The organism is Bombella sp. ESL0380 (assembly GCF_009725805.1).
In the GTDB taxonomy this organism is placed as follows: domain Bacteria; phylum Pseudomonadota; class Alphaproteobacteria; order Acetobacterales; family Acetobacteraceae; genus Bombella; species Bombella apis.
In genome coordinates this window covers 380,447-397,248 of sequence record NZ_WNIH01000003.1, presented here as the reverse complement: position 1 = coordinate 397,248, position 16,802 = coordinate 380,447, and the positions used below count along the sequence as shown (strand labels likewise).

Genomic DNA, 16,802 nt, shown 5'->3' with positions numbered 1-16,802 from the left:
ATTTTCTGCCAGAGCATCAGAGGCGGATCAGGGGGGATAGTCCACGCCACCCGGATGAAAAGGATGGCATCTGCAAATGCGGCAAAGTGTCAGCCACCCACCCCGCACAGGACCATGACGGCGGATGGCTTCCTCGCCATAAACGCTGCAACTGGGATAAAAACGGCACTGCCGTCCCATGAATGGACTGAGGAACAGGCGATAGAGCCTTATCAGCCCCAACAGAAGAAGCGAAAACAGCCCGCTGGCCGCCCTCACTCTGCCTCTTCCCGGCCAAGGGCCTGCAGAACCCGACGCACGTCATGCTTCAGAAGGGGGAAAGGCCGCTTTCTGGTTGCGGCGCGTCCGATCAGGACGAGATCACCAGAGGAAGAACAGCCTTCCTCTTTCACCACCAGGCGGAGAGCCTCCCGTAGGCGGCGACGGGTACGGTTGCGCACGACAGAATTACCGACCTTCTTGGTCACGGTAAAACCGGCCCGTACCGTCACGTCCCCCGGCTCCGGCAGAACCTGGCCAATCAGCCCGGGAGACACGACCTTATGGCCCTTGCGGGCCACACGCAGAAACTGCGACCGCTTCTTCAGGCGGTCAGGCTGTTTCATGCTCAGGCAGAAAGTTTCTTGCGGCCCTTGGCGCGACGGCTTGCCAGAACACGACGACCACCAACAGTAGCGGAACGCGTGCGGAAACCGTGGCGACGCTTACGAACCAGACGGGAAGGCTGATATGTGCGCTTCATCTTTTCAATCCTCTAATCTCAACAACACACCTGTGAAGGCGTGTATCAGAACAGGACGCACCCAGTAACGCCCCTCCACTCAGGGAGTGGCTTTTAAGGGGATGGCCCTGCCCTGTCAATCCTGCAATTCCATCCAGAGCGGACAGATCCCGAAGCTGTACCCGGCTTTTGAGCTCAGGCGTCCTTCTTTTCAATCAGCTCGATCTTGTAGCCATCAGGGTCCTGCACGAAGGCAATGACAATACCCGTATTGCCCATCGGTCCGGCCTCACGGGTGACACGCCCACCGCCCTGGCGGACCACGTCCACGGCTGCTGCGACATCACGCACGCCAACAGCAAAATGCCCGAAGCCTGTCCCGTGTGTGTAATCCTCGGTCTGATCCCAGTTATAGGTCAGTTCGATCTCGGCCTCACCACGGGCATTACCCTCATAACCAATATAAACCAACGTGAAACGCCCCTCCGGCACCTCCAGCCGACGGAGTTCACGCATGCCCAGAAGGTGATAAAAAGCCAGACTGCGATCAAGGTCCCGCACACGGACCATCGTATGAAGATAGATGCTCATATATCTTTATGTCCTTTTGTCAGAAAGGAAGTCTGGTCCCAGCCCGTAGAGAAACAGTCCCAGACGATCCGCCTCCTTTATACAGCGATCTGGCTCCATGACCAAGGTAAGCCGTGCGGGAAAGGCGATCCCCCGCAACCCGGCTGCTGCCGCATTCCTGATAGTGACCGGCCCAATGGCAGGCATGTCCGCCCGCAGCTCCTGTCCTGCCTTTGGCATTTTCACGAGCACCCCACCAGCCACCCCATCCTGCCGCAGACCTCCACAGCGATGCAGCATGGCATCCGTTCCTTCAAGGGCCTCAACAGCCAGTGTCAGGCCATTCTGCACCACACATCCCTGCCCTATATCCAGAGGCCCCATGACAGACAATATGCGCACGGCCTGATGAATGTCGGCCATGGCCTGACGGTCAGGGGGAACCCTGCCCCATGCTCCCCAGCGATTGCTCTCCGTATCCAGGAATTCATGCGCTCCCCGCACCCGGAAGCCTTCTTCTTCCAGCAGCCGGATGATGGATGCCAGCAGGCCGTCATCACCGGCAAACAGGGCACGCCCAAGCCGGGCCAGCAGGCGCACCCCCTCCGCATCTGGCCGCAGAGACCGCCATGAGGGCCGGCGGACAGGTCCTATCAGGACAAGTTCGGAACATCCCTGCCGACGCAGAGACCGAAGGATCGCACCGGCCGCTGCCAGACGGATCATTTCATGAGAATAAGGGGCCAGCAGGGCTTCATCAGCAAAACCCTGGAAGCCTATGAGAAAAGGCTCCCGCCCTCTTTTCCTGAGAGCCTCTGCCACCTGGGCTGGAAGCGGCCCGCCACCGGCCAGGATCCCAACCCGTGCAGGCCTGCTCACCTGTCAACATCCCTGTCACTGCCAGCCTGCCCCGGCCGCGTCAGCCCACGGCGGCTGGGAGCCTCCATGAAGCGTAGCATTTCCCGTACACGCTCAATGTGACCATAACGCTGACGCACCTGGTCCATGCGTTCTCCCAAAAGCGGCCCACCACGGCCAGACCGTGGATAAAGCTCCCGGAACGCCAGACGCATCTGCTGGATCTCACTGGCCTCCACGCCAGACCGCTTGAGACCGATCCAGTTCAACCCAACCAGCCTGGCCCGGTTACCCAGGACGCTGCCGTACGGGATGACATCCATCTCCACACCGCACAGCCCTCCGACAACAGCCCCATGCCCGATGCGGACAAACTGATGCAGGGCCGCAGAGCCCATGATCCTGGCATTGTCTCCGATCAGGACATGCCCCCCCATGACTACGTTGTTGACGATGATGACACCATCACCCAACACACAATCATGAGCGATATGGGCATTGGCCATGAGCAGGCAGCCCCGGCCAATCCGGGTTTCTCCCGTGCCTTGTGCCGTGCCCCGATGGATGGTCACATTCTCCCGTACAACCGTCCCTGCACCAATATGGCACCTGGTCGGCTCTCCAGCATATTTCAGGTCCTGCGGGGGATAGCCTACGGTCGAAAAGGGGTAAACCTCCACCCCATCCTCCAGCACCGTATGCCCGTCCACCATGACAGAAGCGTGCAGCCGGACATGATCTCCCAGCCGCACATCCGCACCGACCATGCACCAGGGACCAATCCTCACTCCCTGACCGAGGGACGCCCGTGGATCCACAAGAGCCGTGGGATGAATCTCGGTTTTTCCAGGGCGCTGTCCCGGTTCTGGCATCAGGATCAGTCCACGATCATGGCGCTGAAAGATGCTTCCGCCACCGTGGTTCCATCAACCTTGGCAACCCCACGGAACCGCCAGACCGTTCCACGGGCGCGTTCCTTGTTGACATGAATGCGCAGCTGATCCCCCGGCCCGACCGGGCGACGGAATTTTGCATTCTCCACCGTCATGAAATAGACCAGCTTGCCCTCGAAGGCCTTGCCCAGTGTCAGCACGACAAGCGTGGCCGCCGTCTGGGCCATGGCCTCAACGATGAGCACACCCGGCATGACAGGGCGTGCTGGGAAATGCCCCTGGAAGAATGGCTCATTGACTGTCACGTTCTTGATGCCAACGGCTGATTCCGCCGCCTTGATCTCTTCCATCCGGTCCAGCAGGAGGAAAGGATAGCGATGAGGAATCGCCTTCATAATCTGCATCACATCTACGCTCTCAGGCACCTGATGTGTCTGCCCAGCAGCATCACCCACTTATCTCATCTCCCGGTTTTTTTTTCGACAAAATGCAACCGTCCGCCCCTGTCCCCGCGGGGAGAGGCAGTCAATGTCTACACCTTATTACCAAAAAAAATCCCGAAACACCAACTGGATCATCTTACTTGCGCGAAAGCTTACGCAACGTCGCCACATTTCGGAAGAATTCCCTGAACGGCATAGCCGGGCTGCCGATGACATCAGCCCCGGCTTCCACATCATTCATCACGCCACACTGCGCCCCGATACGGGCCTTGCTGCCAATGTGAATATGACCGATGAGCCCAGCCTGGGCTGCAATCGTCACGAAATCCTCAATCTCGGTGGAACCTGAAACACCAGCCTGCGATACCACGATGCAGCACCGACCCAGACGGGCATTGTGACCAATCTGCACCAGATTATCGATCCGGGTCCCGGCCCCGATGACCGTATCCCGCATGGAGCCTCGGTCAATCGTTGAATTGGCACCGATCTCCACACCATCCTCAAGGATGACACGCCCCAGCTGGGGAACGGTCTCAAATCCGTCAGGCCCCACCGCAAAGCCGAAACCATCCTGCCCGATCCGGGCCCCGGGATACAGGATGACCCGCTCCCCCAGCAGAGCATGGGTGAGAGTTACATGCGCCCCGATCCGACAGCCATCTCCCAGCACGACATGGTCCCCCAGCATGGCATGAGGCCCAATGACACAGCCATCACCAATCTGCACGCCATCGCCGATGACCGCAAAAGGACCTATCTCCACCCGGTCACCAATGACGACATTCTCACCAATGACAGCCGTCGGATGCTGGCTGGCCCGTGCAGGCGGAAGAGGATGGAACAGACGGGCAACCCGGGACCATGCCAGATAGGGCTCCCGACTGACCAGAGCGGCACAGCCTTCTGGCACCTTGTCCGCAAAAGCAGGGGCCAGCACGACGGCGCCAGCCTTCGTCTCCTTGAGAAGGGGCAGATAGCGGCGGTTGTCCAGAAAGGAGATGTGCTGCGGGCCAGCAGCATGAAGCGGGGCCACGCCCTCGAAAGACGCCCCCATCTCAGCGCAACCTGCGGCCTCCGCTCCCGTTACTTCCAGAAGGTGCTTCAACGCAAAAGGGCCACACCGCCTGAAAAAACGGGAATCACCCGGGAGCTGGTCCGCCACCATCGCCCTTCCCCTTACTTCTGGCGACGCAGGATGGACCCCTTGGCCTGTGCCGGAGCCTCGGCAGGCTGCTGCGGAGCCGCCTGATTCATCAGGCGTTCTTCATCAGCCGTTGTCGGCATCTTCCCGGATTTTGCCAGAACCTCCGGGTCCACCCCGTCATCCGGAATGAAGACATGCGGCAGAACCTTGTTCAGACGGTCTGCTACCTCCTCGGTTATGTCCTGACCATCCACATGCAGGACAGCCTGCTCGGCATGCAGAACAAGATTCATGCCATGGGCCGCAGCCACCTTGGCAATGATTCCATCACGCTGCTCCAGCACACGCTCGATCTGATGGAATGCCACCTGATAGGCTTCCTGAATGATCCGGGCCTTGTTGCTGAAATCCCTCTGATCCTTCGCACGCCGCTCCTGCAGATGACGGACACGGAGCTGGAGCTGGTCGGATGTCAGAGTGCGAGCCTGAACCTGAAGCTTCTGCTGCTCTTCCCGCCAGGCGCCCTCTTCCTTCTGCACCGCACGGGCCAGACGGTCACGACGCTCACCAAGCACCTGCTGCATTTCCTGCGCAGCCGTGGAAAGCTGCATCACACCCTGAACGCTGATGAGGCCAAGCACAACCGGCGGCGGGGCATCTTCCTTCGGAACAGCCGGAGAAGACGGTACAGGCGGCAGAGGCAGCACGGGCGCTGCCTGCTGCTGGCCTTCCCCATCCGGAGCGCCAGCATCACCACCATCATCCAGGCCTGCCATGTCCGGCACAGCAGCCGGAGCAGGAGCAGCAGCCGGAGCCGCATGATGATGGGAGGCGGCTGGAGCCGATGGCTGGGCCGTTTTCGGAACAAACCAGGCACCGTTTCCATCATTGCCATCAGCAGCCACGGAAGAACCAACCGCCATGAAAGCCAGAGCACTCACGGTCATCAGGGTCAAAGGCAGTGAAAAACGTGACATGAAAAACCTCTTTATGAAAATGGGCATCCCCCAGGTCACCCTGCCAGCCCGGAATGAAGCCGGCATCGTGGCCTGCACCTTTCCTCAGAACTGCTGCCCGAAGCCAAAGCGAACCGGATAAAGCCTGTCCCCATGCTCACGATGGATCGGGACCGCACCGTCAATATTGACCAGGCCGAAGGGGCTCTTCCAGGAAATACCAAGACCACCAGAGACACGGGGCGTCATGGTGCTGCCGCCAATCGGCGTATAGTACGGGTCGTTCCAGTTACGGTAATGGTTGCGGTCCTTCACACGCTTGCCGGAAAGACTACCGGCATCGATGAAACCACGCCCGGAGATGCCAAGGCTGTCACCCATCGGCAGCGGGAAATTCAGCTGGACAGATGCCGTGTACATGAAAGTACCACCGATCAGGTCCTCCTGTCCGGCACCCGGGCAGTAGCCATTCCGGGCCTGCCCCAGCGGCGTATTGGCGGCACCGCTGTGGCAGGGCGCCTTGTAATGACTGCTGCGGGGCCCGACACCACCCTGGAGGAACCCGCGCAGGTTCTGACCACCGAGGTAGAAGTTGTCGACGATGTTGCGGTCGCCGCTGGAGCTCCAGTCATGCATGTAGCCAACACCGCCCTTGAACTGGAAGCCCCAGCTGTGGCTGCCTGTCAGGTCATCCAGCGGCAGATAATAGCTGCCATTGGCTTTGACACGGTAATATTTCTCGTTGCCACCCAGACCGGCAAAATCACCTCCGGCACTGAGAACGTAGCCAGACCGTGGATTCATGCGGTTGTCACGACGGTCATAAGTGATGTTCGTGCCAATCTGGGAAAGGAGCGACCAGCCTGCGGCATCACGCACATAAACGGACGGCGTGTCATCTTCCCACCCCGGATACTGCGACCCCGGCACCCCGTTACCCACGTGACGGTCCACGACCGTATAGGTCCAGGACTGGGAAAGATACCGGTTATAGGCATAACCAAGCCGGACAGACGCACCATACTGGCCTTCATTATAGCTCTGATACGTCTGGTAATTGTTCTGGATCGTATAAATGTCGAACCCGGCCACGAAATTGCGCCCGAGGAAGTATGGGTCCGTCACGGACAGGTCGGCCTGTTTCTCATAATAGGCAACCGTACCGGAGAACCCGGCATCAATCCCGGTCCCCAGCAGGTTATGCTGCTTCAACCCGAGATTCCCCATGATACCGGCATCGGTCGAGTACCCACCGCCGAGGGAGAACTCGCCGGTTGGCTTCTCCACCACATTGGCACTGACATTGACCTTGTCCGGCGCAGACCCCTGGGACTGGTCCACATTGGTGCTGCTGAAATACCCCATATCCTGAAGGGCCAGCTTGGAATATTTGCGGTTGAACGGCGTATAGGCATCGCCCTCGACCATCGGCAGGTTGCGGCGGATCACATGGTCACGTGTGATCGTATTGCCGTTGATGTCGATCCGCTCCACATAAACATGCGGCCCCTCGACAATATCAAACAGCAGGTCAACGACCTTCTTTTCAGGATTGCGGGCAATCTCAGGCCGGACCATGGCAAACGGGTGCCCGTTGGCCTGGAGCCACTCCTGCATGTCCGTCGCATTGTCCTGCACGGCCGTACCGTCATAATACTGGTTCTTGTAAACCTCGATGTGCCTCTTCATCGTGTCAGCCGTGACATGATGCACATTGGAACGCACACCAATCTTGCCCAGACGGTACCGTGGCCCTTCATGCAGGGTGTAGGTGACGTAGAAGCTCTTGTGGTCCGGAGAGAGCTCACCCGTGGCATCCACCATGTGGAAATCCACAAAGCCGCTATGCAGATAGAAACGTCTCAGCAGTTCCGCATCGTAGCGGATACGCTCCGGGTTATATTCATCCGAGGAAGAAAAAAAACGGTACCAGGCATGTTCCTTGGAAGACACGACATGAGACAGGGCAGCTTCGCTGAAACTGTCATTGCCAACAAAAGCAATCTTCCGGACCAGTGTCTGCTGGGATTCATTGATGTTGAAGATCACATCAACACGATTGTGGGACAGACGGATGACCTGCGGCACCACCGTGGCCCCATAGCGGGCACGGGCCGCATACATGTTCAGGATTTTCTGCCTGTCCACAGCCACGGTCTGGGCCGAAAAGACGGCACGGGTCCGCAGGCTGATCTCCTTCATCAGGTCCTTGTCCTTGAGGGCATGGTTCCCCTCGAAGACAATCCGGTTCACCACGGGATTTTCCGTCAGCTCCACCAGCAGGGTGCTGCCTTCACGCCTCAGCGTCACATCCCTGAAGAGACCTGTAGCGTAAAGTGTCTTCAGCGAACGGTTCAGCGCATCACGGTCAAAACTGTCGCCCGGCTGCACGACCATGTAGGAAAGGACGGTACTGGTCTCGATCCGGGTATTGCCGTGGACTTCGATGGCCTGGATCAGACCACCGGCCGGCGCATAGCCATCCCCCGCAGACCGGCGGGCATGATGGATGCTGCGCCCCTTCTGGGGGGCTGCCTCTGCCGCACAGAGCAAAGCCGGTGCCGTACAGACAGAAGCCAGCAGAGCCAGTCGAACGGCCATCGGCCGGAACCTTTTCGTACGCAATCCTGACAAAACCGGTATTCCTCGTCCCAAATTTCTACGAACGGCCATCCCGCCACACAACCCTGATGCAGGAGGTCCAGACAGTCCCATACGCACAACCGCACCAGACAGACTCCCACGACATCACAATGAAGGGAGCTGCCTGTTTCAGTTATATACTCTACCCTAGAAGGTCTTTTCCATCATTGGAGGGGGAAAGATCAACCCCCATGTGCAAACAACCAGTGAAAAACTCCCAACCCTCTGAGATCATTCACCGTTGAGAAAATGAAAAGCCCCACGACCAGCAGCAGCCCGAACTGGAGGGCATAGCTCTGTGTCCGCTCGGAGAGAGGCCGCCCCAGAACTGCCTCAAAAGCATAGAAAAGCAGATGGCCGCCATCCAGCATCGGCACGGGGAACAGGTTCAGCAGGCCAAGATTGAGCGACAGGAGAGCCACGAACCCCAGCGCACTGGCCACGCCATAATCCACGGCCTGCCCGGACATGTGAATGATGCCGATGGTCCCGGAGAGCTGCCTGGCGCTCCGCTGCCCGCTGATGATCTGCCAGATTCCCTCCAGCATGTTGCCGCACATGTCCCACGTCTGCCCGATGGCCGCCGGAACAGCCTTGTAGACAGGCAGGGGCGCACTGTGGCTGACGGCAAAGCCGACCCCCAGCCGACCGACGTCATGCCCCCCCTGCCGGATACGGTCCAGCGTGACCGGAAGCTCCAGGCTCTGCCCCTTCCGCAGCAGACCAACCTTCATGACCTCACCCGGATGGGCCGCCACCTGCGCCTGGATGTCGCCAATGCTCAGGATGTGATGCCCGTCCAGACGCTGTATCTCGTCACCCACCTGAAGCCCGGCCTTCATGGCTGCACCATTCGGGGCCAGCGTGCCGATGTCGGGCCGGGCCTCCGGCCTGCCAAAGCAGGACAGCAGCACCACGAACAGAAGGATCGTCAGCAGGAAGTTGAAGACAGGCCCCGCCACCGTCACGATTGCCCGCGAGAGGACAGACTTGCGGTTGAAGGCATTCTCGTCACCTTCTTCCCGGGGCGCATCGGGACGGTTCTCAAACCCGTGGAGTTTGACATACCCTCCCAGCGGCAGCAGGCTGATCTGCCAGCGTGTTCCGACCCGGTCCTTCCATGATGTCAGTGCAGGACCGAACCCGATGGAAAAGACGGTCACCTGCACACCACGCCAGCGTGCGGCCAGATAATGGCCTAGCTCATGAATGAAGACGACGATCCCGAAAACGGCCAGACCGGCAAGGATGCTCTGAAGACTATGCATGGTCGGCCATCCGCTTCATCTGTGTCCGGGCCAGCTCACGCCCCATTTCGTCCCAGTGATAGACATCCTCCAGAGATGTCGGCACCGGGTTTTCCGGCATGGCCTGAAGGCTGGCATCAATCAGCTCACCAATGCCAAGGAAACGGATCTTCCCGGCGAGGAAAGCCTCCACGGCAATCTCGTTGGCAGCGGAGAACACGGTCGGGGCCACGCCACCAGCCCGCAGGACCTGACGGGCCAGACGCAGCGGGATGAAGCGGTCCTCATCCACTGCCTCGAAATTCATCTGCCCGAGCTTCACGAAATCCAGACGCTCGCATCCCGTCTGCATCCGGGTCGGGGCGGCCAGCGTGTGTGCGATGGGAATCCGCATGTCCGCCGTCCCCATCTGGGCCACGAAGCTGCCATCACGGAAACAGACCATGCCATGCACGACTGACTGCGGGTGAACCAGCACGTCTATCTGATGTTCAGGCAGATCGAACAGGCGGGCGGCCTCGATGACCTCCAGCCCCTTGTTGGCCATGGAGGCGGAGTCAATCGTGATCTTAGCCCCCATGGACCATGTGGGATGCTTCAGGGCCTGTTCGGGCGTGGCCTTCGCCATCTCCTCCTTTGTGGAGCAGCGGAACGGTCCGCCAGAGGCCGTGAGGACGATCTTCTCCACGAGGGACATGTCCGCCCCACCCAGGGACTGCACGATCGCATTATGTTCGGAATCAACAGGCAGCAGCTCGGCTCCGGCATCACGCACAGCTTCCAGCATGACGTTGCCAGCACAAACGAGAGCTTCCTTGTTGGCCAGAGCCACCTTGTGCCCGTTGCGGACGGCTTCCAGCGTGGGGGCCAAGCCGGCAGCCCCAGTGATGGCGGCCATCGTCCAGTCCGCTTCCAGCGCACCGGCCTCGATGACAGCCTGCCGTCCGGCAGCTACCTTCACGCCGGTGCCAGCGAGACGCTCTTTCAGCTCCTCGTAATGCTGCTCATCATTCAGGACGGCCAGCTCGGCGTTCAGCTCACGGGCCTGTTCGGCCAGAAGGGCGGCGTTCTTTCCCCCCACGAGAGCCCGCACCTGGATGGAGTCTGCCTGCTGCTTCAGAAGATCGACTGTCGAGACACCAATGCTGCCTGTACTGCCAAGCACGCTAATGCGCCGACGCCCGGAACCTCCCCCCATGGAATACCTCTCCCTTGATGATTTCAACATGATACGTGATGGCGGGTCTGCCTCATGACAGACCTATAGCAGAGACTGCCGCTCCAGAATAAGACTTAACGGAAAAGCTGCCAGAATGGCCCCTCTCCGGCCATGAGGGCCAGGATGGCTGCAACAGGGGCCGCCAGCAGGAGGGCATCCAGCCGGTCCAGCAGTCCCCCATGACCGGGGATGAGCCGCCCTGAATCCTTGACGCCCAGACGCCGCTTGAAGGCACTCTCCAGCAGATCGCCTGCCTGGGCCGCCACGGCAATCACTCCACCCGTCAGGCAGGCAGAGAACGACCAGCCATGACCCGACCAGTGCCCGACCAGCCCGCCGAGGATCACGGCTCCCACGATGCCCCCCAACGAGCCGGAAATGGTCTTGCCGGGAGAAATGGCCGGGGCCAGTTTCGGCCCGCCAATCAGACGCCCGGTGGCGTAGGCGCAGCTGTCACTGGCTATGACGGCGAAAATGACGAAAAAGGTCTCCAAAAAACCGTCAGGCCGCCCCCGCAGCCAGAGCAGGGAAAAACCACCCAGCATGGCCACCAGAACCGGACCGCAGGCCCGCCTGCCAAACAGGACGCTGGACACCAGAAGGTAAAAGGCCGCAAACCACTGCCCTTTGATGGCGATCAGTCCACCACAGAGAGGCCAGAGCAGAAGCAGAGCACCCCGCAGACTTTTCATCGGCTGGCCAAGCAGGGTTTCCCCTTCCCAGACAATCCCGACCATGACGAGCAGCACCAGTACCCGATAGGCCCATCCACCAAACCAGAGACAGAGGAGCACCACCGGAACAATCACAAGGCTGGAGAGGATGCGTTTCTGCAACTCTGTCATTCTGGCCGCCCACCGAAACGCCTCTGACGGCGCATGTACCGCATCATGGCCTCGGCAAAATCCTTCTCACCGAAATCCGGCCAGAGCACGTCAAGAAACACAAGTTCTGCATAGGCGGATTGCCAGAGCAGGAAATTGGAAAGTCGGCTCTCTCCACTCGTCCGCATGACAAGGTCGGGGTCGGGCATGTCATGCGTCTGGAGGGCACTGGCGAACAGGGCTTCGTCAATCTCATGCGGCTCCAGCGTGCCCGCCCGGACCCGTTCGGCCAAATGGCGGGCACTTCCGGCAATCTCCGCACGACTGCCATAGGAAAGAGCCAGAGCCAGAGTCAGCCGGGTATTGTGGCATGTCTTTTCCTCTGCCCGACGCAGCTCCCGGCAGAAAGACGCCCCGAAACGTTCAGGATCACCAATGATGCGCAGCCGGACACCCTGCTCATCCAGCTCCCGGAAACGATGCCGCAGATAAAACTGCATCAGCCCTGTCAGGTCGCTGATCTCCTCACCGGACCGGCGCCAGTTCTCTGATGAGAATGCATAGAGTGTCAGATAATCCACCCCATGCTCCATGGCGGCACGGACACAACGCTGCACGGCCTCGCCTCCCTCACGATGGCCCTGTGCGATCGGTACGCCACGTGCTCTGGCCCAGCGTCCGTTGCCATCCATGATGACGGCAACATGACGTGGGAGTGTGCCAGCCGGGCGGGAAGAAGGGTGAAGTTCCGACAATGTTCTGGCGATCAGACCTGTTTGATGTCCCGCTCCTTGTCAGCCAGCAGGCTGTCCACACGGCCGATATGCTCATCTGTCAGCTTCTGGATGGCAGCCGTCCAGACCTTCATGTCGTCCTGACTGATATCGCCATTCTTTTCCAGGGCCTTGGCCTTGTCCATGCCATCCCGGCGGACACCACGCACGGCCACACGGCCACCTTCGGCGTAACGGGCAGCGGCCTTGGCCATCTCGTTGCGTCGTTCCTCTGTCAACTGCGGGATGGGCACACGGATGGTCTGCCCTTCAGCAGCAGGGTTCAGCCCCAGCCCACTGTCACGGATGGCTTTCTCAACAGAGGAAACAACACTGGCATCCCAGACAGAGACCGTCAGCATCCGGGCTTCCGGCACGGCAACGGAACCAACCTGGGAGAGGGGCACCACGGAGCCATAAGCCTCCACACGTACCGGCTCCAGAAGGTTCGGGCTGGCACGGCCGGAGCGCAGGCCAGAGAGATCACGGCGCAGGCTCTCCAGCGCCCCTTCCATGCGACGTTTGAGGTCATCAAGCAGGTCGTTCAGTTCTGTGCTCATGGCAAATCACTTCCTCAGTAATCGTTCCGTTCGTCAGCCGGTGCGGGCTGACATGGTAATCTGGTCGCTCGCTCTCAACCCTCAACAATCCGGGTGAAGCGCCCTTCACCTTTCATGGCTGCCGCAAAAGCCCCCGGCGCATGCATGTTGAACACGATGATCGGCAGAGCATTCTCCCGGGCGAGACTGACAGCTGCTGCATCCATGACCTTCAGATTGCGGGCCAGGGCATCCATGTAGGTCAGCTGTTCATAACGCTCGGCATCGGGATTCAGGCGAGGATCATCGGAATAGACACCATCAACCTGCGTCCCTTTGAAGAGGGCATCGCACTCCATCTCGTTCGCCCGCAGGGCAGCAGCCGTATCAGTTGTGAAGAACGGATTGCCCGTACCGGCTGCGAAGATGACCACACGGCCCTTCTCCATATGACGGACGGCCCGGCGGCGAATATAAGGCTCGGCAATGGAGGCCATGTGGATGGCCGTCATCACCCGGGTCTCCACATGACGCTTCTCCAGCGCATTCTGGAGCATCAGGGCATTGATGACCGTTGCCAGCATCCCGGCATAGTCCCCCTGCACCCGGTCCATTCCCTTGGCGGCAGCGGCCAGTCCACGGAAGATGTTGCCTCCCCCCACGACGAGACAGACCTGCCCGCCCAGAGCGGCCACACCGGCGATGTCCGCAGCCACCATGTCCACCATCTCCGGGTCAACACCGGCAGTTCCCTTGCCCATCAGCGCCTCGCCAGACACTTTGAGAAGGACCCGTTTATAAGGGAAGTTCGGCTCTTGGGGGGCGGTGCTCATGATCGTACCGGCTCTCTGGTTGATGATGTCCTGAAATCTGTCTGCTCCCTCATACAGAGCTACCCCTGCATGAACAAGCGAAACTCGTGCGCTTCAGCCATAATCTGCAAGACCGAGGGCCCGCAGTCGGGCTGTTTCCTTGTCCCACGCAGCCCTCTCCTTCACATTGAGGAAAAGATGGCAGGGAGCATCCAGAAGGCCTTCCAGCTGTTTCCGGGCCCGCATCCCGATCTCCCGGATGCGCTGCCCCCGCTCCCCGATGAGGATGGCCTTGTGCCCTGCCCGTGACACATAGATCGTCACGTCGATGCGGATGGATCCGTCCTTGCGTGTCTTGAAGGATTCCGTCTCCACCGTGGCATGGTAGGGAATCTCCTCATGGGTCTGGAGGAAGACCTGCTCCCGCACGATTTCCGCTGCCAGCAGACGGTCTGGCAGATCTGTCAGATCATCTTCAGGGTAATGGTAAGGCCCAACGGGCATGGCCCTGGCCAACCCGTCCAGCAGGCCCTCAACCCCATCACCGGACCGGGCACTGACCATATAGACCTCTTCCACCGGCAGGAGGTCCGTGATGGCCTTCGTCAGGGGCAGAAGCTGATCCCGCTGGATGAGGTCTGTCTTGTTCAGCACCAGCCAGACAGGCCGCTTCCCCTCTTTCAGTCGAGCGATGATCTCCCTGATCTCATCTGTCAGACCGATGCGGCTATCCACCAGCAGCAGGTTGAGGTCAGCATCCTGCGACCCGCTCCAGGCAGCATTGACCATCGCCTGGTCCAGCCGTCGGCGGGGCTTGAAGATGCCCGGCAGGTCCACAAACACGATCTGCGCCGTATCCCGCATCACAATGCCAAGCGTACGGAACCGTGTCGTCTGCGCCTTGGGGCTGACAATGGACAGCTTGGCCCCAGCCATGCGGTTCAGCAGGGTGGATTTTCCTGCATTGGGAGCCCCGACAAGAGCAACAAAACCGCAGCGTGTCTCTCCGCCCGTGGCGGTCTTTTCTGTATCCTCAGGCACGTTCTGTCTCCTGCCCCATCTTCTTCAGCAAATCTGTCGCCGCCGCACTTTCAGCCAGCCGCTTGCTGCCTGCACGGCCAACACCCACCTGCCCCAGTGCCCGAACCTCCACACGGAATATCGGTGCATGGGACGGCCCATCAGCGGCGGTCAGTTCATAATGCGGCAAGGCCTCGCCACGCCCCAGCAGAAACTCCTGAAGCAGCGTTTTCGGCTCCTTGTGGGGCTGTCCACTCTTCTCGATGTCCCTGTCCCAGAGGCGACGGACCACATGCCGGGCCGGGTCCAGCCCGGCATCCAGATAGAGTGCGCCCAGCAGGGCTTCCATCGCATCGGCCAGAACACTGGCCAGAACACGTATGCCGGCACTTTCCTCATGCTGGGCAATCTGTATCGCCTCGGAAAGCTCAATCCCTTCCGCAATCCGGGCCAGAACAGGACGGGAGACCAGATGGGCGTGGCGGGCCCCCAGAGCGCCTTCCTGCTCCTCCGGATAGCGCTCAAAGAGCCATTCCGCCATCAGCAGGCCAAGCACCCTGTCCCCCACGAACTCCAGACGCTCGTTGGACCCCTGCCCCCGTGGCGTTTTCCCCGGAGCATGCCCCTTCTGCCGCCCCCGGTTCCGTCCCTGCCGCCGTGGCACGGCGGACCGGTGGGTCAAAGCCTCATGCAGAAGTGCGGGGTCAGCAAAACGGTGTTCCAGCTTCGCCTCGACATGGCGGACAGCCTCATCACGTGTCATCATTCGTCAATACCACGCAGGAAACGGCCCCAGCGTATCTCTGTCGGCCAATACCAGAACTGCCAGGCCGGATGCCGCATATCAACGGAGAACAGCACCATCTTTGCCCGTCCGACCAGATTGATCACAGGCACGAACCCCAGATCATGACCGCCGCTATCCGTCAGATAATCACGCCCGGCCGGGACAGCACAGGCACCGCTCTCATGCCCTCCCTGAAAGCGGCTGTCCGAACTGTCATCCCGGTCATCCCCCATGGCAAACAGGCAGCCCTCTGGCACGGTATATTCAGGCGTATTGTTGGCAAGGTCATCATCCCGCATCTTCAGGATATCATGCGGTACCGTCTTGCCATCCTCCCGGGGCAGCATTTCCCGATAACGGGTCCCAGACAGCACATAGCCCCGCTCATCCATCACGCTGTAATGCCCCCGGTCCTCCCGCGGCACTTCCTGACCATTGATGAAGAGATGCCCCTGTTCCATGCGGATGCGATCCCCGGGCAGGCCGACAATCCGCTTGATGTAATCGACTGACGTATCCTTGGTGAACCGGAACACCGCCACATCCCCACGGTGCGGCATGGAAGCGAACACACGTCCCGAAATGAACGGCGGCGAGAACGGAAAAGAATACCGGGAATAACCGTAGCTCATCTTGGAGACCGCCACAAAATCCCCGACCTGAAGGGTCGGGATCATGGAGGCAGACGGAATATTGAACGGTTCGACCAGCAGTGAACGTACGGCAACCACCAGAATGAGCCATAGAAGAATCTGTCTTATAGAGGCCAGAAGGCTTTCCGGCTTTTCTGTCTGTTCTTCCTGTCTGTCTTCGTTCATGGTCCCTGTTCATCCTGTTCTGGCAAGAAGCAGGCAGACTGCCCTGCCCGTTTCTGCCATAGCCTGCCTGACCCGCCGGGTCATGCGTTAATTCCATCCTGACGATATTTCAAGCCGCCAAGACTAAAGGGCAACAGCCTGTATCAGCACCTGTGCCATGGCCATGGGCGGCTCATCACTCAGGCTCAACAGCAATTCGGCCCGATGCCCTGCTGGCAGGCGCTGGTCCAGAAGGGTCGCCGCTGCGCCCGAAAGGCTGAGCACAGGAGCCCCCAGATCATTCCGCCCCACGGAAATATCCTGAAGCTGCACCCCCTGGGCAAAGCCTGTTCCCAAAGCCTTGGCGCAGGCCTCCTTCGCTGCCCAGCGTTTGGCACAGGCCCCTGCCCGGGCCGCCCCCCGCAATGCCTGCACATACTGACGCTCCTCCAGCGTGAACACACGCTCCAGAAACGCATCCCCATGGCGGGCCAGGGCCCGTTCGATCCGCCCGATGGAGCAGAGATCAACCCCGATCCCCAGAATCATGAGG

Annotated in this window: 20 protein-coding genes; all 20 read right to left on the bottom strand. The window is 60.1% G+C overall.

Features of this window, described 5'->3' with window-relative positions; translation table 11 throughout:
* Window positions 1-27: 27 nt before the first annotated feature.
* Complete coding sequence (gene yidD / locus GM608_RS02910; RefSeq protein ID WP_248460467.1) at window positions 28-258, bottom strand: membrane protein insertion efficiency factor YidD; 231 nt, start codon at window positions 256-258, stop codon at window positions 28-30.
* Window positions 255-605 (bottom strand): ribonuclease P protein component, encoded by a 351-nt coding sequence (rnpA, locus tag GM608_RS02905; protein ID WP_043560650.1) that lies wholly within the window; start codon window positions 603-605, stop codon window positions 255-257. The genes yidD and rnpA overlap by 4 nt, the downstream gene beginning before the upstream one ends.
* Before the next feature lie 2 nt (window positions 606-607).
* Entirely contained in the window at window positions 608-742 is a 135-nt protein-coding gene (gene rpmH / locus GM608_RS02900) for a 50S ribosomal protein L34 (protein ID WP_081563011.1), read from the bottom strand.
* A gap of 174 nt (window positions 743-916) precedes the next feature.
* Complete coding sequence (gene gloA / locus GM608_RS02895; RefSeq protein WP_043560652.1) at window positions 917-1,312, bottom strand: lactoylglutathione lyase; 396 nt, start codon at window positions 1,310-1,312, stop codon at window positions 917-919.
* A 6-nt stretch (window positions 1,313-1,318) separates the two neighbouring features.
* Window positions 1,319-2,170, bottom strand: coding sequence for an LpxI family protein (locus GM608_RS02890; RefSeq protein WP_043560655.1), 852 nt, complete (start codon window positions 2,168-2,170; stop codon window positions 1,319-1,321).
* A complete protein-coding gene (gene lpxA / locus GM608_RS02885) occupies window positions 2,167-3,021 on the bottom strand; it encodes an acyl-ACP--UDP-N-acetylglucosamine O-acyltransferase (RefSeq protein ID WP_086431108.1) in 855 nt (284 codons plus the stop codon). The genes GM608_RS02890 and lpxA overlap by 4 nt, the downstream gene beginning before the upstream one ends.
* Window positions 3,022-3,026: 5 nt before the next feature.
* Window positions 3,027-3,446 carry a 3-hydroxyacyl-ACP dehydratase FabZ gene (gene fabZ / locus GM608_RS02880; protein ID WP_154981692.1) on the bottom strand — a complete coding sequence of 140 codons (420 nt, stop codon included), beginning with the start codon at window positions 3,444-3,446 and terminating at the stop codon, window positions 3,027-3,029.
* A gap of 175 nt (window positions 3,447-3,621) precedes the next feature.
* On the bottom strand, window positions 3,622-4,653 hold the full coding sequence (lpxD, locus tag GM608_RS02875) for a UDP-3-O-(3-hydroxymyristoyl)glucosamine N-acyltransferase (RefSeq protein WP_043560663.1): 1,032 nt from the start codon (window positions 4,651-4,653) through the stop codon (window positions 3,622-3,624).
* Window positions 4,654-4,664: 11 nt separating this feature from the next.
* Entirely contained in the window at window positions 4,665-5,609 is a 945-nt protein-coding gene (locus GM608_RS02870; RefSeq protein ID WP_408863024.1) for an OmpH family outer membrane protein, read from the bottom strand.
* A gap of 84 nt (window positions 5,610-5,693) precedes the next feature.
* On the bottom strand, window positions 5,694-8,189 hold the full coding sequence (gene bamA / locus GM608_RS02865; protein ID WP_043560665.1) for an outer membrane protein assembly factor BamA: 2,496 nt from the start codon (window positions 8,187-8,189) through the stop codon (window positions 5,694-5,696).
* A gap of 224 nt (window positions 8,190-8,413) precedes the next feature.
* Window positions 8,414-9,499: an RIP metalloprotease RseP gene (rseP, locus tag GM608_RS02860; protein WP_081563008.1), complete on the bottom strand. Its 1,086-nt coding sequence runs from the start codon at window positions 9,497-9,499 to the stop codon at window positions 8,414-8,416.
* Window positions 9,492-10,676 carry a 1-deoxy-D-xylulose-5-phosphate reductoisomerase gene (dxr, locus tag GM608_RS02855; protein WP_043560670.1) on the bottom strand — a complete coding sequence of 395 codons (1,185 nt, stop codon included), beginning with the start codon at window positions 10,674-10,676 and terminating at the stop codon, window positions 9,492-9,494. The genes rseP and dxr overlap by 8 nt, the downstream gene beginning before the upstream one ends.
* 95 nt (window positions 10,677-10,771) lie before the next feature.
* The gene (locus GM608_RS02850) at window positions 10,772-11,542 is read right to left on the bottom strand and encodes a phosphatidate cytidylyltransferase (protein ID WP_043560672.1); all 771 of its coding nucleotides are present in this window, start codon (window positions 11,540-11,542) and stop codon (window positions 10,772-10,774) included.
* Window positions 11,539-12,276: a polyprenyl diphosphate synthase gene (gene uppS / locus GM608_RS02845; protein ID WP_283162639.1), complete on the bottom strand. Its 738-nt coding sequence runs from the start codon at window positions 12,274-12,276 to the stop codon at window positions 11,539-11,541. The genes GM608_RS02850 and uppS overlap by 4 nt, the downstream gene beginning before the upstream one ends.
* 11 nt (window positions 12,277-12,287) lie before the next feature.
* Window positions 12,288-12,854 carry a ribosome recycling factor gene (gene frr, locus GM608_RS02840; protein WP_043560677.1) on the bottom strand — a complete coding sequence of 189 codons (567 nt, stop codon included), beginning with the start codon at window positions 12,852-12,854 and terminating at the stop codon, window positions 12,288-12,290.
* Window positions 12,855-12,928: 74 nt separating this feature from the next.
* Window positions 12,929-13,666, bottom strand: coding sequence for a UMP kinase (gene pyrH / locus GM608_RS02835; protein ID WP_043560680.1), 738 nt, complete (start codon window positions 13,664-13,666; stop codon window positions 12,929-12,931).
* Window positions 13,667-13,759: 93 nt separating this feature from the next.
* On the bottom strand, window positions 13,760-14,686 hold the full coding sequence (gene era, locus GM608_RS02830; RefSeq protein ID WP_192848040.1) for a GTPase Era: 927 nt from the start codon (window positions 14,684-14,686) through the stop codon (window positions 13,760-13,762).
* Window positions 14,679-15,431, bottom strand: coding sequence for a ribonuclease III (gene rnc / locus GM608_RS02825; RefSeq protein WP_086431112.1), 753 nt, complete (start codon window positions 15,429-15,431; stop codon window positions 14,679-14,681). The genes era and rnc overlap by 8 nt, the downstream gene beginning before the upstream one ends.
* Window positions 15,428-16,270: a signal peptidase I gene (gene lepB / locus GM608_RS02820; RefSeq protein WP_043560682.1), complete on the bottom strand. Its 843-nt coding sequence runs from the start codon at window positions 16,268-16,270 to the stop codon at window positions 15,428-15,430. Before lepB ends, rnc begins: the two co-directional genes overlap by 4 nt.
* Window positions 16,271-16,393: 123 nt before the next feature.
* A complete protein-coding gene (gene acpS, locus GM608_RS02815) occupies window positions 16,394-16,798 on the bottom strand; it encodes a holo-ACP synthase (protein ID WP_081563005.1) in 405 nt (134 codons plus the stop codon).
* Window positions 16,799-16,802: the final 4 nt, after the last annotated feature.